Origin of the sequence: Aquabacterium commune, assembly GCF_004362855.1 — a bacterium.
Lineage (GTDB): Bacteria > Pseudomonadota > Gammaproteobacteria > Burkholderiales > Burkholderiaceae_C > Aquabacterium > Aquabacterium commune.
Genome location: NZ_SNXW01000001.1, coordinates 553716 through 567826, shown reverse-complemented (window position 1 = coordinate 567826; position 14111 = coordinate 553716). Strand labels below are relative to the sequence as shown.

Sequence of the window (14111 nt, the reverse complement as noted above, 5' to 3'; positions counted from 1 at the left end):
CCCGGCCACTTGAAGAAGGAGACCCCATGCTGACCCTGCGCACTTCCGAGCAACGCGGCTTCGCCGACCATGGCTGGCTGCAGTCCTTCCACAGCTTTTCCTTCGCCGATTACTTCGACCCGGCCCACATGGGTTTCGGCCCGCTGCGCGTCATCAACGACGACGTGGTGGCGGCCGGCCGCGGCTTCGGCATGCACGGCCACCGCGACATGGAAATCGTCACCTACGTGCTGCAAGGCAAGCTCAGCCACAAGGACAGCCTGGGCAATGGCGCCGACATCCTGCCCGGCGATGTGCAGCGCATGAGTGCCGGCAAAGGCATCATGCACAGCGAGTTCAACCAGGGCCTGCGCGACCCCGTGCACCTGCTGCAGATCTGGATCGAGCCCAAGGACAAGGGCGGCGCGCCCAGCTACGAGCAGAAGAATTTCAGCGATGCCGACAAGCGCGGTCGCCTGCGCCTGGTGGCTTCGCCCGACGGCAGCGAGGGCTCGGTGACCATCCATGCGGATGCGAGCTTGCGCGTGGGCCTGTTCGACGGCGAGGAGCGCGCCGAGTTGGCGCTGGACCCCGCCCGCAAGGCCTATGTGCACGTGGCCCGCGGTGCCATCGTGGCCAATGGCCAGGCGCTGAAGGCGGGCGATGCGCTCAAGCTGGAAGGCGAGGCCTCGCTCACGCTGCAAGGCGGTGAGCAGGCCGAAGTGCTGGTCTTCGACCTGGCCGCCTGAGGCGAGTGAGGTGTCAGCTCTGCTGTGCTTCCAGGGTGTAGGCGGCGTAGTCGTCCACACCCAGGGTCTCGACCAGCCAGGGCAGGGCCTCGGCCAGGCGGTCGTAGAGCGTCCACGGCGGGTTGACGATGAACATGCCGCTGCCGTAGAGGCCCAGGCCGCCCTTCTCGGCGCCCTTGACGCGCAGCGTGGCGTGCAGCCAGTCCACCTTCTCCAGCGAGCCGCCCAGGCGTTTGAGTTGCCCGCTGAATTGCTGCGATTCCATGCGCGCCACCTCGGGGTACCAGACGGCGTAGGTGCCCGTGGCGAAGCGCGGGATGGCCTCTTTCAGCGTCTGCAGCACGCGCTTGTAGTCTTCCTTGGCCTCGTAGGGCGGGTCGATGTGGACCAGGCCCCGCTTGGGCGGCGGCGGCAGGATGCCACGCAGGCCGTTGAAGCCGTCGGCCTCTTCGATGCTCACGCCGCGCCGCACCGACTCGAAGTGACCGCGCAGCAGCTTGATTTCGGTGGGGTGCAGCTCGTACAGGCGCAGGTGGTCGCCCTGGCGCAGCATCTGCGCGGCGAGCTGAGGCGAGCCGGGGTACCACTGCAGGGTGTCGCCGCTGTTGAGCGCCGCGACTTGCTTCAGGTAGCTCTTGACCGCCTCGGGCGTGGCCTTCTTGTTGCGCAAGGACCAGAGCGTGTTGACGCCCGAGTCCGCTTCGGCGCTCTTGGTGGCGTAGCCACTGGTGAGGTCGTAGATGCCGCCGCCGGCGTGGGTGTCGATCACCCAGAAAGGTTTGTCTTTTTGCAGCAGGTGCTCAAGCATCTGCACCAGCACCATGTGCTTGAGCACATCGGCGTGGTTGCCCGCGTGGAAGCCGTGTCGGTAACTGAACATGGGCGAAGGTTAGCGGGTTTGCAGCCCTTTGGCCCACGTTCCGTGTGTCTTTTTTGACGGGCCCACACTGCCCCAATCCATTTTTCTCCCTTTGAAAGGTCACACCATGAGCAAGAACATCGTCATCGTCTATTTCAGCGGCTACGGCCACACCCAGCGCATGGCCGAGGCCGTGGCGCAAGGCGCCAGCGGCACCCTGCTGGCCGTGGACAAGGACGGCAACCTGCCCGAAGGCGGCTGGGAAACCCTCGCCGCGGCCGACGCCATCGTCTTCGGCGCGCCCACCTACATGGGCAGCGTGCCCTGGCAGTACAAGAAGTTCATCGATGCCAGCTCCAAGCCCTGGTACAGCCAGCAATGGAAGGACAAGATCGCCGCCGGTTTCACCAACTCGGCCTCGATGAACGGCGACAAGCTCTCCACCCTGCACTACCTGTTCACCCTGTCGCAGCAGCACAGCATGATCTGGGTGGGCACGGGCCTCATGCCGAGCAACAGCAAGGCCGCCACGCGCAACGACGTGAACTACGTCGCTTCGTTCAGCGGTGCCATGGCGCAGACCCCGTCGGACGCCAGCCCTGACGAAATGCTCCCTGGTGATCTGGAAACGGCCCGCCTGTTCGGTGCCCGCGTGGCCGCTGTCACGGCAAAATTCTCGGCTTGATCCCGCTCCGTCACCTGTCACGCTGAAAGCCATCCATGACCGCCACTTCTGCAACCCGCTCACCCCGCCTGCTGGTGATCTCCGGCAGCGCCCGCACCGGTTCGCTCAACAGCGAACTGGCCGAACTCGCGGCCCACAAGGCCCGCGCTCTGGGCGCCGAAACCAGCACGGTGGACCTGCGGGCCTTGGGCCTGCCGGTGTTCGATGCCGACCTGTTGCAGGCCCAGGGCATGCCACAAGGCGCCCTGCAGTTGCGCGACTGGATGGCCCAGCACGACGGTGTGCTGCTGGCCAGCCCCGAGTACAACGCCCTGCCCACGCCGCTGTTCATCAACGCCTTCGACTGGTTGTCGGTGGTGCAGGCCGAGGGCGAGGCGCCTTCGGGCACGGGTGCCACGGCGGGCAAGCCGGTGGGTTTGCTGGCGGCCTCGCCGGGGGCACTGGGCGGCATCCGTGCCTTGCCCATCGTGCGCACTTACCTGAGCACCAATTTCGCGATGGTGGTGGTGCCCGAGCAGCTCGCCCTGCCGCTGGCCGACCAGCAGCTCAGCGCCGAGCGCGCGGACCGCGAGCGCCTGGCCAAGCCCGAGCTGGACGCGGTGCTGGACCGCCTGGTGGCCTCTGTCGTCAAGCAGGCGCGCTGGCGCCTGGCTTGAAACGCCTGCCGCCTCACTTGGCGAGGAAGTCGCGCAGCGGCCGCAAGGTGCGTTCTGCGTCTTCCTCCTGGGGCAGGTGGCCCAATCCCGAGAACGACACCAGCTGGCAGTGGGGGATGTCCTGGCAGAACAGGCTGCCGTGCTCGGGCGAGATCATCTCGTCGCGCTCGCCCCAGATCACCAGCGTGGGCTGCTGCACCCGGCGGATCAAGGCCGACGAGGCGCCGAACTGGGCCTGGTCCATGCGCTGGAACAACGCGCGGCGGTTGCCCACGCGCAGGTTGAGCTCGAAGTAGCGGTCGATCTTGTCGGGCGTGACCTTTTCGTCGCTGCCGAAGGCGCTGCGCAGGCTGGTCGCCACCATGGCGCGCGGCAGGATGCGCTCGGACACCCAACGCATGCCGCGCATGCTGGCCACCTGGAAGGCCGCGGGCATGGACAGCACCGCAGGCGGGTAGCCGTCGGCGTCGATCAGCACCAGCTTGCGCACCCGCTCGGGCGCGAGCACGGCCGTTTGCCAGGCGATTTCACCGCCCAGCGCATTGCCCACCAGCACCACGTGCTTGACGCCCAAGGTGTCGAGCAGGCGCAGCACGAAGCGCGTGTAGGCGTCGATGCGGTAGTCGCCTTGCGGGCTGGGGCCGGTCAGGCCGAAGCCGGGCAGGTCCACGCTGATGACGCGGCGCCGGTCCTGCAGCGAGGTTTGCCAGCCCTCGAAGCTGTGCAGGCTGGAGGCCATGCCATGCAGGAGCACGATGGGCGTGGGGTCGTTGCGCGGGCCGGTGTCGCGCATGTGCACCTGCATGCCATCGAGCTCCAGGAAGGTCGATGGCTCGGGCGCCCAGCGCGCCAGCAACTGGCCGAGCTGGCGGTCAGGTTCCCAGGCCGCCCAGACGAACACGGACACCGCCATGCCGACGAGCAGCCCGATCCACCACAAACGCTTGAGCCATTTCATCTGCGCATCATGCCGCACTGCCGCATCGCATCCGGCTTCGCGGGCTCAGGGATGTCACCGAGTGGCAGCGGCGGCCCGGTGGCTGCGGGCGCTGTTCATCTTGCGCACCTGCCGCATCACCAGGACCTGGTAGGCCGATCCCAGCAGGCGCACCATCTTGTCGAGGAAGCGCGCATCGGGGCCAACCAGCACGCGCCGTTCGTTGTGCTCCACCGCCTTGAGGATCTGCAGGGCCGCGGACTCTGCCGTGGTCACGTTGATGAGCTTGTTGGCCGCGCGCTTGTGGTCCGCTTCGCTCACGCCGGTCTTGGCCGTGACCGACGCGTCGATCTTGCCGGCCATGGCGATGTTGGTGGCGATGCCGCCCGGGTGCACGCAGGTGGCGCTCACACACGCGCCCTCCATCTCCAACTCCATGCGCAAGGCCTCGGTGTAGCCGCGCACGGCGAACTTGCTGGCGTTGTACGTGCCTTGCGTGGGCACGGCCATCAGGCCGAACAGGCTGGAGGTGTTGACGATGTGGCCGTCGCCCGAGGCCTTCAGGTGGGGCAGGAAGGCCTGGGTGCCGTGGACCACGCCCCAGAAGTTGATGCCCATGATCCACTCGAAGTCGGTGATCTTGACGTCCTCGACGTTGGCGGTCAGCGCCACGCCGGCATTGTTGAAGACCAGGTTGACCCGGCCGTGGTCGCGCGCGGCTTCGTTGGCCCAAGCGAACACGGCATCGCGCTCGGCGACGTTGACCTTCTTCACCGTCACCTTGACGCCGTGCGCGGACGCCAGCTCGGCCGTCTTGACCAGCTCGGCCTCGTTGACGTCGCTCAGGGCCAGGTGGCAGCCGCGGCGGGCCAGTTCGACGGCCAGGGTGCGGCCCATGCCGGAGGCGGCGCCGGTGATGGCGGCAACTTTGTTCTGGAAGGATTTCATGGGGTCTCCTTGTGGGGGGGCTTTGTTCGGCTTCGATGGGGTGCGGCGGGTGTTGTCGTGATCGTCAGCGCGCGCTGCGGGCCACGCGGGCGACGAACTCGCCGCATTCCTTCAGCGTCTGGCGGGCCTCGGGCAGCATCAGCATCGTCGGCCAGACGTGGGGCATCTTGGCGCGCAGGTGGATCTCGCTGGTCACGCCCTGGGCCATGGCGCGCTCGTGCAGGCGGGTCGAGTCGGCCAGCAGGATCTCGTGGCGGCTGGCGTGGATCATCAGCGAAGGCAGCCCCTTGAGGTTGGCGAACAGCGGCGAGGCCAGCGGCGTGGTGGTCGGCTTGCCGGCCAGGTAGAGCGCGGCGGCTTCCGGCAGCGATTCGGGGTTGAACATCACGTCGGCGTCGGCCAGCGTTTTCATGGTTTCGCCGGAGCAGGTGAGGTCGGTCCAGGGCGAGAACAGGATGGCGCCTGCGGGCAGGGGCAGGCCCTGGTCGCGCGCGGCCACCATGCAGGCCACGGCCAGGCCGCCACCGGCGGAGTCACCGGCGAAGACCACGGTGCGCGGATCGGTGCCCTGGCGCAGCAGCTCTTGCCACCAGGCCACGGCGTCGTCCACCGCGGCGGGGAAAACGTGTTCCGGCGCCATGCGGTAGTCCACCGACAGCACGCGCGCCTGCGCCGTGCGGGCGAGGTAGGCGCAGGTGGGGCGGTGGGTGTCCAGGCCGCAGAAGAAGTAGCCGCCACCGTGGAAGTACAGCACCGTGTGCTTGGGGTGGGCGACGCTCAGCCACTCGGCCGAACACAGCTTGTGCTGCGCTTGTGCAGGCACCGGCGTGTGGGTGATGCTCTTGGGCGGCGGCGGATAGCGCTTGGCCATCTTGCTGACCATGTGGCGCGCCTTCTCGACGTTCAAGGGGCCGCGGCCCTGGCGCTTGAACTGGTGACGCAGGACGAGGTTGGTGATGAAGGATTGGATGCTCATGCGCGTTCCGTGAAGTACTGCGAAAGTTTGAAGCGGCGGGTCTTGAGCCGGTAGGCGAAGGTGAAGCCGGGCCAGGCGGCCGTGTTGCGGCCTTGTTCGTTGAGGTACCAGCTCTTGCAGCCCGATTGCCAGACGGTGCGTTGGAGCTCCTCCTGCACACCGTCCACGAAGCGCTGTTGCACCTGTGGCTTGACGTCGATGGCTTTCACGCCATGTTCCTTCATCGCCTTGAGCGCCTCGACGATGTAGTGCGCCTGGGACTCGATCATGAACACCATCGAGTTGTGGCCCAGGCCGGTGTTGGGGCCCATCAGCATGAAGAAGTTGGGGAAGCCCGCCACGGCGATGCCCATGTGGGCCTCCGGGCCGTTTTTCCAGACCTCGGCCAGGTCGCGGCCACCGCGTCCGAACACCGTGCCTGGCGGGATCGGATCCTGCACCTTGAAGCCCGTGCCGAAGATGATGGTGTCCACCTCGTGCAGGCGGCCGTCCTGTGTGACGACGCCTTGCGGCACCACCTCGCGGATGCCTTCGGTGACGACCTCGACGTTGGTGCGCGCCAGGGCCGGGTAGTACTCGTTCGAGATCAGCAGGCGCTTGCAGCCGGGGGTGTAGTCGGGCGTGAGCTTGGCCTGCAGGACCGGGTCTTTGATGTGCTTGCGGATGCGGTGCTTGCCGACTTTGGCCACCAGGTTCATCCACTCGGGCTTGAACTTGAAGGCCAGGAAACGCGCCTCCAGCGTCCAGTACAGCCGGGTGCGGGCCATGCGCTGGCGCCAGGGGTTGGCGGCGAAGTCGGCGGTCTCGTCGGGGCGGATGGGGCGGTCCATCTTGGGCACGACCCAAGGTGGTGTGCGCTGGAAGTAAGTCAGCTTGCCCACCTTGGGCGCGATCGCCGGCACGAACTGGATGGCGCTGGCACCGCTGCCGATCACCGCCACGCGCTGGTCGTCCAGCGTGTGCCCGTGGTCCCAGGTGGCCGAGTGGAAGGCTTTGCCCGCGAAGGTCTCCAGGCCCTTGATCTGAGGGATGGCCGGGTTGCTCAGGCCACCCATGCCCGACACCAGCACCTCGGACTCGAAGACGCGGCCATCTTCGGCCGTCACCACCCACAGCTGGCGGGCCTCGTCGTAACGGGCGCCCACCAGCTTGGCGTGGAAACGCACGTGGCGCAGCAGGTCGTACTTGGTGGCGACGTGTTTCAGGTAGGCGAAGATTTCCGGCTGGGGCGCGTACAGGCGCGACCAGTGCGGGTTGGGCTCGAAGGAGAAGGAATACAGGTGCGATTCGACGTCGCAGGCGCAGCCCGGGTAGGTGTTGTCGCGCCAGGTGCCGCCGACATCGCCCGCGCGCTCCAGCAGCACGAAATCTTCCTCGCCTTGCGCGCGCAGCTTCACGCCCATGCACAGGCCCGAAAAGCCCGTGCCCACCACGGTGATGCGGTGGCGCTCCACGCCGGGGGCCGGTGACGCCGGGCCCTGGCCGGTGCCGTGTGCTGCTTGGAAATCGTGCGGTTTCATGGTGGCGGTGGCCCGGTGTGTCAGGGAAGCTTGCCTTGACTTTTGACAAAGATTCTTGTCAGAATAACTTTGACAATGATCCATGTCAATATAGGGATCACCATGAAATCCGCCTTGCCTGACACCCCACCTTCCCCGAAGCGCCGTTACGGTGGCGTGCTGCCCGAAGAGCGCCAGCGCCTGCGTCGCGCCAAGCTCATCGAGGGCGCCATCGAGGTGTTCGGCACCAAGGGCTTCCACGCGGCCACCGTGCGCGAGGTTTGCGTGGCCGCCCACCTGACCGAGCGCTATTTTTACGAATCTTTCAAGACGCTGCCCCAGCTCTTCCTGGCCACCTACGCCGACCTGCGCGAGCAGCTCATGGCGCTGACGCTGGCCGCGCTCAAAAAAGCCGAGCCGACGCCGCTGGGCATGCTGGAGCCGGCCATCCGCGTCTTCCTGGAGTTCATCCGCGACGACCCGCGCCGGGGCCGCATCATGCTGGTGGATTCGCTGGGCGTGAACGACGAGGTCGCCGCGCTGAGCGGTGCCACCGCGCGCGACTACTCGACCATGCTGCGCCACTATCTGCACCTGCTGGTGCCCGAGCCTCAGGTGGGCGACGTCAACCTCGACCTGCTGGCCGACGGCATGATCGGCCTGAACGTCTTGCTGGCTGCGCGCTGGATGCACGATGGCTTTGCCGAACCCATCGACAAGGTCGTGCAGACCAACCTGTTGCCTTACCAGGGCCTGATGTCCTTGGCCGGCAAGCCCGCCTGAGCTGGGCCGAGCTTCAGCCCTTCAGCACGTCAGCCCTGACCGCTGCCGGCCTTGGTGGCCTTGGTGGCGCGGCGGCTGGCCGCCTGGCCCACCTGCAAATCGGCGGCCAGGGCCTCGCGCCCATCGAAAACGAAGCAGTCGCCTTGCCAGTGGGCGCCGTCGGTCAGCTCGAAGTACTTGAGGATGCCGCCTTCGAGCTGATAGACGTGCTCGATGCCCGCCTCCTGCATGTACAGCGCGGCTTTCTCGCAGCGGATGCCGCCCGTGCAGAAGCTCACCACGGTCTTGCCCTCGAACGCGGCCTTGTGCGCCTGCACGGCCTCGGGGAACTCGCTGAACTTGGCGATGCGCCAGTCGATGGCGCCCTCGAAGGTGCCGTAGTCCACCTCGAAGTCGTTGCGCGTGTCCAGCGTGACCACGGGGCGGCCCGCGTCGTCGTGGCCCTGGGCCAGCCATTGGCGCAACACGGCCGGCTCGACGGCCGGGGCGCGGCCAGCATCGCCCACGGCATCCGGGCGGATGGTGGGGTGGTTCATGCGGATGATCTCGCCCTTGACCTTGACCAGCAGTTTCTTGAAGGGCACGGTGTCCGACCAGCTCTCCTTGGGCGCCAGCTGGGCGAAACGCGGGTCGGCCCGCAGCACCGCGACCCAGCCGCGCACCGCCTCGGGCGGGCCGGCCAGGAAGAGGTTGATGCCCTCCTCGGCGATCAGCACCGTGCCTTTGAGGCCGCGCGCCAGGGCCTCGGCGTGCAGGCGCTCGCGCAGCTCGGCCGTGTCACGCAGGGTGACGAAAAGGTAGGAGGAGATGTTGAGCACCGCAGACATCCGCGCATTGTAGGAAACACGGCCAGACCGTCTCCCAGCATGCCGCCGCGGCCAAGCTCCCTACAATCCCCGGATGGCATTCGTTCACCTGCGCTCCCACACCGAATTTTCCGTCGTTGACGGCACCGTCCGCATCGACGACCTGGTCAAGGCCGCCCAGAAGGATGGCCAGCCCGCAGTGGCGGTGACCGACCTCTCCAACCTGTTCGGTGCGGTCAAGCTGTATTCATCGGCGCGCAAAAAAGGCGTTCAACCCATCATCGGTGCGGATGTCTGGCTGGAGCCCGAAGAGGCCGGCAAGGCGCCCACCCGCCTGCTGTTGCTGATCCAGAACCGCGCGGGCTACCTGCGCCTGTGCGAGTTGCTGGGCGAGGCCTGGACGGCGCCGGGCCAGCGCACGCACGCCTGGGTGAATTGGGCCTCGCTGGCCGAGCGCAACGAGGGCCTGATCTGCCTGGCCGGTGCCGAAATGGGCATCGTCGGCCAAGCGCTGCTGATGGGCGATGTGGCCAAGGCCGAGGCCTGGGCGCGCAAGCTGGCAGACACCTTCCCGGGCCGCTTCTACATCGAGCTGCAGCGCGGCGGGCACAACACCAACGAGGCGCACATCCGCGCCGCCGTGCCGGTGGCCGCGCGCCTGCAGCTGCCGGTGGTGGCCACCCACCCCATCCAGTTCCAGACGCCCGACGACTTCGAGGCCCACGAAGCGCGCACCTGCATCGCCGAAGGCGAAACCCTGGGCAACCCCAAGCGCATCAAGCGCTTCACGCGCGAGCAGCACTTCAAGACCACGGCCGAGATGCAGGCCCTGTTCGCCGACATCCCCTCGGCGATTGCCAACACCGTGGCCATTGCGCGGCGCTGTGCGCTGACGCTGGTGCTGGGCAAGCCTCAACTGCCGAATTTCCCGACGCCGATCATGGCGGATGGCCAGCCCCAGCCCATGGAGGACTACTTCCGCGAGCTGTCCCACATCGGTCTGGAAGAGCGCCTGCTGCAGCTCTACCCGAACGAAGACGAGCGCAACGCGCAGCGCGCCCACTATGTCGAGCGCCTGGACTTCGAGGTCAACACGATCCTGAAGATGGGCTTCCCCGGCTACTTCCTCATCGTGCAGGACTTCATCAACTGGGCCAAGAACAACGGCTGCCCGGTGGGGCCGGGCCGGGGCTCGGGCGCAGGCTCGCTGGTGGCTTACGCGCTGAAGATCACCGACCTCGACCCGCTGAAATACAACCTGCTGTTCGAGCGCTTCCTGAACCCGGAACGCGTCTCGATGCCCGACTTCGACATCGACTTCTGCCAGGGCAACCGCGACCGCGTCATCGACTACGTGAAGGACCGCTATGGCCGCGACGCTGTCTCGCAGATCGCCACCTTCGGCACCATGGCCGCCAAGGCCGCGCTGCGCGACGTGGGCCGCGTGCTGGGCATGGGCTATGGCCACGTGGACAGCATCGCCAAGCTGATCCCCGCGCCACCGGGCAAGACCGTGACCTTGGCCAAGGTGCCCGCCGAGCCCGACCCCGGCATCATCTACGCTCGCAAGGAAGCGCCCGAACTGGAGCAGCGCGAAGCCGCCGAAGAAGAGGTGGCCTCGCTGTTGGAGCTGGCCACGCGCGTCGAAGGCATGGTGCGCAACATCGGCATGCACGCGGGGGGCGTGCTGATCGCGCCGGGCAAGATCACCGACTTCTGCCCGCTCTACCAGCAGCCGGGCAGCGACTCGGCCGTGAGCCAGTACGACAAGGACGACGTCGAAGCCATCGGCCTGGTGAAGTTCGACTTCCTGGGCCTGGCCACGCTGACCATCCTGGAGCTGGCCAAGGACTACATCGTCGCGCGCCACCCCGATCAGAAAGACTTCGATTTCGCCAAGATCCCGCTCGACGACGCGGCCGCCTACCGGCTGCTGTCCGAGGGCAAGACCGTGGCCGTGTTCCAGCTGGAATCCCGCGGCATGCAAGGGATGCTGCGCGACGCCAAGCCCAGCGTCTTCGAGGACATCATCGCGCTGGTGGCGCTCTACCGACCGGGCCCGATGGACCTGATCCCGTCCTTCTGCGCGCGCAAGCACGGCCGCGAAGCCGTGGAGTACCCGCACCCCCTGATGGCCTCGGTGCTCGAAGAGACCTACGGCATCATGGTCTATCAGGAGCAGGTGATGCAGGTGGCCCAGAAGGTGGGGGGCTACTCACTGGGCGGCGCCGACATGCTGCGCCGGGCCATGGGCAAGAAGAAGGTCGAGGAGATGGCCGAGCACCGCTCGATCTTCGCGGCCGGTGCGGCCAAGAACGGCATCGAAGCGCCGCTGGCCAACGAGATCTTCGACCTGATGGAGAAGTTCGCGGGCTACGGCTTCAACAAGTCGCACGCCGCCGCTTACGCCTTGCTGGCGTACCACACGGCCTGGCTGAAGGCGCACTACACGGCCGAGTTCTTCTCCGGGAACATGAGCGTGTCGAGTGACGACACGGACAAGCTCAAGATCTTCCACGACGATGCCACGCAGAACTTCGGCATCACCTTCACGCCGCCCGATGTGAACCAGGGCGAGTGGCGCTTCGTGCCCACGGGCAAGAAGACCATCTGCTATGCGCTGGGCGCGGTCAAAGGCACGGGCCAGGGCGCGATCGAGGCCTTGGTGCGCGAGCGCAAAGAGAATGGCCCGTTCAAAAGCTTCTTCGATTTCTGCGCGCGGGTGGACCGCAAGCAGGTCAACAAGCGGGTGGCCGAGGCGCTCATCAAGGCGGGTGCCTTCGACGCGCTGGAGCCCCACCGCGCCAGCCTGCTGGCCAGCGTGGGCCTGGCCTTCGAGTACGGCGACACCCTCGTGGCCAATGCCGACCAGGGCGGCCTGTTCGACTTCGGCGACAGCCATGCCGCCTCCACCAACGAGCCCGAGCTGGTGACGGCCGAACCCTGGACGCTGAAAGAGCGCCTGTCGCTGGAAAAAACGGCCATCGGTTTCTACCTCTCGGGCCACCTGTTCGACGAGGCCGAGTCCGAGGTGCGGCGCTTTGCCCGCCAGCGCATCGGTGATTTGAAGGACAGCCGCGACCCGCAGGTGGTGGCCGGCATCGTCAGCGAGCTGCGCGTCATCAACGGTGCGCGTGGCCGCGTGGCCATCTTCAAACTCGACGACAAGAGCGATGTGATCGAGGCCGTGGCCAACCAGGACACGCTGGACGCCAACAAGGACCTGCTCAAGGACGACGAGCTGGTGGTGATCACGGGCAAGGTGCAGAACGACCGCTTTTCGGGTGGCCTGCGCCTGAACGTCCAGCAGGTGATGAGCCTGGCCACGGCGCGCTGCAAGTTCGCGCGCTTCGTGCGCTTGCAGGCCCATGGCACGCAGCTGCCGGTGGCCGAGCTGCTGCGCGAGTTCCCGGCGCGGCGCGTGCCGGCGCCTCAGCCCGACCTGCCCGAGAGCGTGCAGGGCCTGCCCATCCGCGTGGTGGTGGAGCGCCGCACGCCCGAACTGTCAGCCCGCGCCGAGCTGGAGTTGGGCGACACCGCCCGCGTCTTCCCGAGCGAGCAGGCGCTGCTGCGCTGCAAGGAACTGATGCCGCAGGCGAGCGCGCAGGTGGTGTATGGGGAGGGCTGAACCTGAGCTCAGAGGATGAGCACTGGCTTGGCCGCGTCGATGTCGATCAGGCGGACTTTGACCAGGCCGATGTCGAAGCCAAAGAGCTGCAGCAGGGGTTCGATGAGGCCCTCGCCGACCAGGCCAAGCAGGGGCGACACCACCAGGTTGACCAACGGCGCAAAAAGATCGCCACCCAACCCAAGCACCTTGACGATCAGGCTGGTGTCTTGGCCGATCAGGCCCGAGATGGTGCCGCTGCCCACGCCGCTGGTTTGAACCGTCATGGGCAAGCTCGCATCCGAGATCACGGTGAACGGCGCCGTGGCGCCAGTGGCCTGACCGACGGGCAGGTTGAGGCCCACTTGCACCAGGCCAAATCCGACGGAGGCCAGGTTGGTGTCGGCGTTGTTGCGCAGGCGCAGGCCGATCAGCGTGCTGCCGACTTCCAACTGGCCCGTGTTGTTGCCAGGGGCGATGTTCAAGGAGGCCAGGTGCCCCGAGGTGGACAGCAGGTCCAGGAACAAGGCCATGTCCACCAAGCCCAGCTTCAGTGGATTTAGCCCGACCTTGAGCGAAAACTGCGCCGATTGCGTGGCCGTGCACCAAGCCCCGCTCAGCGACTTGCCCGCCGGCCCCACCGCGATCTTGGGCGGGTTCAGCAGGTTCAGGCTGATGCCGCCCACGCCCGCGATGTTCAGCCCGATGTTGATGAGCCCCTTGCCCTTGCCCACCAGCAGGCTGGTCTGCACGAGGTCGAGCACATTGATGTCCACCGAGGCGGTCGCGGTGCTGGCCGGGACCTGCACGTTCAGCACATCGCGCAGGCGCACCGTGAGCCCCGAGTTCAGCGACACCGAGCCCAGCTGGCTCAGCGAACTGGCCGCCGTGGCAGAGGGCGAGGACGTGGCCAGCCACTGCAGCAACTGGCTCAGGGGCACCTGGCGGTTGAGCAGTTCTTCGATGGTGGCCGCACCCGCCGCGGCCTGCAGTGCGGCCAGGTTGACCGATGTGCCAGCCAGGTCGGTCAGGGCGGCCACGCCCAGGTTGAGGCTGCTGTTGCCCAGGATGCCGCGGAACAGCGCATTGATGAAGTTCGCCTGGTTCTGCGTGATGCTGGCGAAGCTGCCAATCGAGAAGGTGGCCGCCGGCGGGCCGCCCTTGGCCGTGGCCGTGGCTTGCATCAGCGTGACGCTGTCGTCGAGCAGGCCACCGGCCATGATGCTGGACGGCACCGATTGCTTGACCGTGACCTGCGCGGCGTTGCTCAGTTCGTTGTCTTGCGGCGTGAAAGCGTTGTAGCGGGTGGTGGCTTCCACCCCGGCCACGCCACGCTGCACCGTCAGGGTGTAACCGGCAAGCTTGTTCTTGCTCAGGGCATTTTGGGCCGCTTGCGAGGCCTGGAGCGCCGTGGTGCCACAACCGGTGTAGCGGGCGGCGGCGAGTGCGGCCATGTCGGCGGAGCGCTGCAGTTCGCGCTTGGCCATCCACAGCCGGCCGGTGTCCAGGGCCAGGCCGGTGAACATCAGGGCGAGGATCAGGGTCAGCGCCGCGAGCACGCTGATCCCGCCACCCTGGTGGGTTCGGGTGCTGGGCGTGAAGCGGATGCGGCGGTTCATGGTGTGGA

General features: G+C 67.0%; 12 protein-coding genes. 5 read left to right on the top strand and 7 right to left on the bottom strand.

Annotation, left to right across the window (positions count from 1 at the left end; genetic code table 11):
• The first annotated feature begins 26 nt into the window (after window positions 1-26).
• Window positions 27-728 carry a pirin family protein gene (locus EV672_RS02520; protein WP_133605984.1) on the top strand — a complete coding sequence of 234 codons (702 nt, stop codon included), beginning with the start codon at window positions 27-29 and terminating at the stop codon, window positions 726-728.
• Between the two features lie 13 nt (window positions 729-741).
• Here the strand turns inward: EV672_RS02520 and EV672_RS02515 are convergent, their stop codons facing one another.
• A complete protein-coding gene (locus EV672_RS02515) occupies window positions 742-1608 on the bottom strand; it encodes a 23S rRNA (adenine(2030)-N(6))-methyltransferase RlmJ (RefSeq protein WP_133605983.1) in 867 nt (288 codons plus the stop codon).
• Between the two features lie 106 nt (window positions 1609-1714).
• Between EV672_RS02515 and EV672_RS02510 the strand changes: the two genes are divergently transcribed.
• Complete coding sequence (locus EV672_RS02510) at window positions 1715-2272, top strand: flavodoxin family protein (RefSeq protein ID WP_133605982.1); 558 nt, start codon at window positions 1715-1717, stop codon at window positions 2270-2272.
• Between the two features lie 35 nt (window positions 2273-2307).
• Entirely contained in the window at window positions 2308-2928 is a 621-nt protein-coding gene (locus EV672_RS02505) for an NADPH-dependent FMN reductase (protein WP_133605981.1), read from the top strand.
• 13 nt (window positions 2929-2941) lie between these two features.
• Here the strand turns inward: EV672_RS02505 and EV672_RS02500 are convergent, their stop codons facing one another.
• The 4 genes from EV672_RS02500 to EV672_RS02485 form a co-directional block, all read right to left on the bottom strand.
• On the bottom strand, window positions 2942-3886 hold the full coding sequence (locus tag EV672_RS02500; RefSeq protein WP_133605980.1) for an alpha/beta fold hydrolase: 945 nt from the start codon (window positions 3884-3886) through the stop codon (window positions 2942-2944).
• Window positions 3887-3940: 54 nt separating this feature from the next.
• Entirely contained in the window at window positions 3941-4813 is an 873-nt protein-coding gene (locus EV672_RS02495) for an SDR family NAD(P)-dependent oxidoreductase (protein ID WP_133605979.1), read from the bottom strand.
• Window positions 4814-4877: 64 nt separating this feature from the next.
• Window positions 4878-5789: an alpha/beta hydrolase gene (locus tag EV672_RS02490; RefSeq protein ID WP_133605978.1), complete on the bottom strand. Its 912-nt coding sequence runs from the start codon at window positions 5787-5789 to the stop codon at window positions 4878-4880.
• Window positions 5786-7309, bottom strand: coding sequence for a flavin-containing monooxygenase (locus tag EV672_RS02485; protein WP_133605977.1), 1524 nt, complete (start codon window positions 7307-7309; stop codon window positions 5786-5788). The genes EV672_RS02490 and EV672_RS02485 overlap by 4 nt, the downstream gene beginning before the upstream one ends.
• A 102-nt stretch (window positions 7310-7411) precedes the next feature.
• Here EV672_RS02485 and EV672_RS02480 point away from each other — a divergent pair, with 102 nt between their 5' ends.
• Entirely contained in the window at window positions 7412-8071 is a 660-nt protein-coding gene (locus tag EV672_RS02480) for a TetR/AcrR family transcriptional regulator (protein WP_166643417.1), read from the top strand.
• A gap of 29 nt (window positions 8072-8100) precedes the next feature.
• Here the strand turns inward: EV672_RS02480 and EV672_RS02475 are convergent, their stop codons facing one another.
• Complete coding sequence (locus EV672_RS02475) at window positions 8101-8898, bottom strand: sulfurtransferase (RefSeq protein WP_133605975.1); 798 nt, start codon at window positions 8896-8898, stop codon at window positions 8101-8103.
• A 73-nt stretch (window positions 8899-8971) separates the two neighbouring features.
• Between EV672_RS02475 and dnaE the strand changes: the two genes are divergently transcribed.
• Entirely contained in the window at window positions 8972-12505 is a 3534-nt protein-coding gene (gene dnaE / locus EV672_RS02470) for a DNA polymerase III subunit alpha (protein WP_133605974.1), read from the top strand.
• Between the two features lie 8 nt (window positions 12506-12513).
• Here dnaE and EV672_RS02465 read toward each other — a convergent pair whose 3' ends face one another.
• Window positions 12514-14103 (bottom strand): pilus assembly protein TadG-related protein, encoded by a 1590-nt coding sequence (locus tag EV672_RS02465; protein ID WP_133605973.1) that lies wholly within the window; start codon window positions 14101-14103, stop codon window positions 12514-12516.
• Window positions 14104-14111: the final 8 nt, after the last annotated feature.

Bases quoted from the DNA above. Each gene is read 5' to 3' on its own strand.
- EV672_RS02490 (WP_133605978.1), bottom strand. From the start codon at position 5,789: ATGAGCATCCAATCCTTCATCACCAACCTCGTCCTGCGTCACCAGTTC.
- EV672_RS02475 (WP_133605975.1), bottom strand. From the start codon at position 8,898: ATGTCTGCGGTGCTCAACATCTCCTCCTACCTTTTCGTCACCCTGCGT.
- EV672_RS02465 (WP_133605973.1), bottom strand. From the start codon at position 14,103: ATGAACCGCCGCATCCGCTTCACGCCCAGCACCCGAACCCACCAGGGT.
- EV672_RS02520 (WP_133605984.1), top strand. From the start codon at position 27: ATGCTGACCCTGCGCACTTCCGAGCAACGCGGCTTCGCCGACCATGGC.
- EV672_RS02510 (WP_133605982.1), top strand. From the start codon at position 1,715: ATGAGCAAGAACATCGTCATCGTCTATTTCAGCGGCTACGGCCACACC.
- EV672_RS02485 (WP_133605977.1), bottom strand. From the start codon at position 7,309: ATGAAACCGCACGATTTCCAAGCAGCACACGGCACCGGCCAGGGCCCG.
- dnaE (WP_133605974.1), top strand. From the start codon at position 8,972: ATGGCATTCGTTCACCTGCGCTCCCACACCGAATTTTCCGTCGTTGAC.
- EV672_RS02495 (WP_133605979.1), bottom strand. From the start codon at position 4,813: ATGAAATCCTTCCAGAACAAAGTTGCCGCCATCACCGGCGCCGCCTCC.
- EV672_RS02500 (WP_133605980.1), bottom strand. From the start codon at position 3,886: ATGAAATGGCTCAAGCGTTTGTGGTGGATCGGGCTGCTCGTCGGCATG.
- EV672_RS02480 (WP_166643417.1), top strand. From the start codon at position 7,412: ATGAAATCCGCCTTGCCTGACACCCCACCTTCCCCGAAGCGCCGTTAC.
- EV672_RS02515 (WP_133605983.1), bottom strand. From the start codon at position 1,608: ATGTTCAGTTACCGACACGGCTTCCACGCGGGCAACCACGCCGATGTG.
- EV672_RS02505 (WP_133605981.1), top strand. From the start codon at position 2,308: ATGACCGCCACTTCTGCAACCCGCTCACCCCGCCTGCTGGTGATCTCC.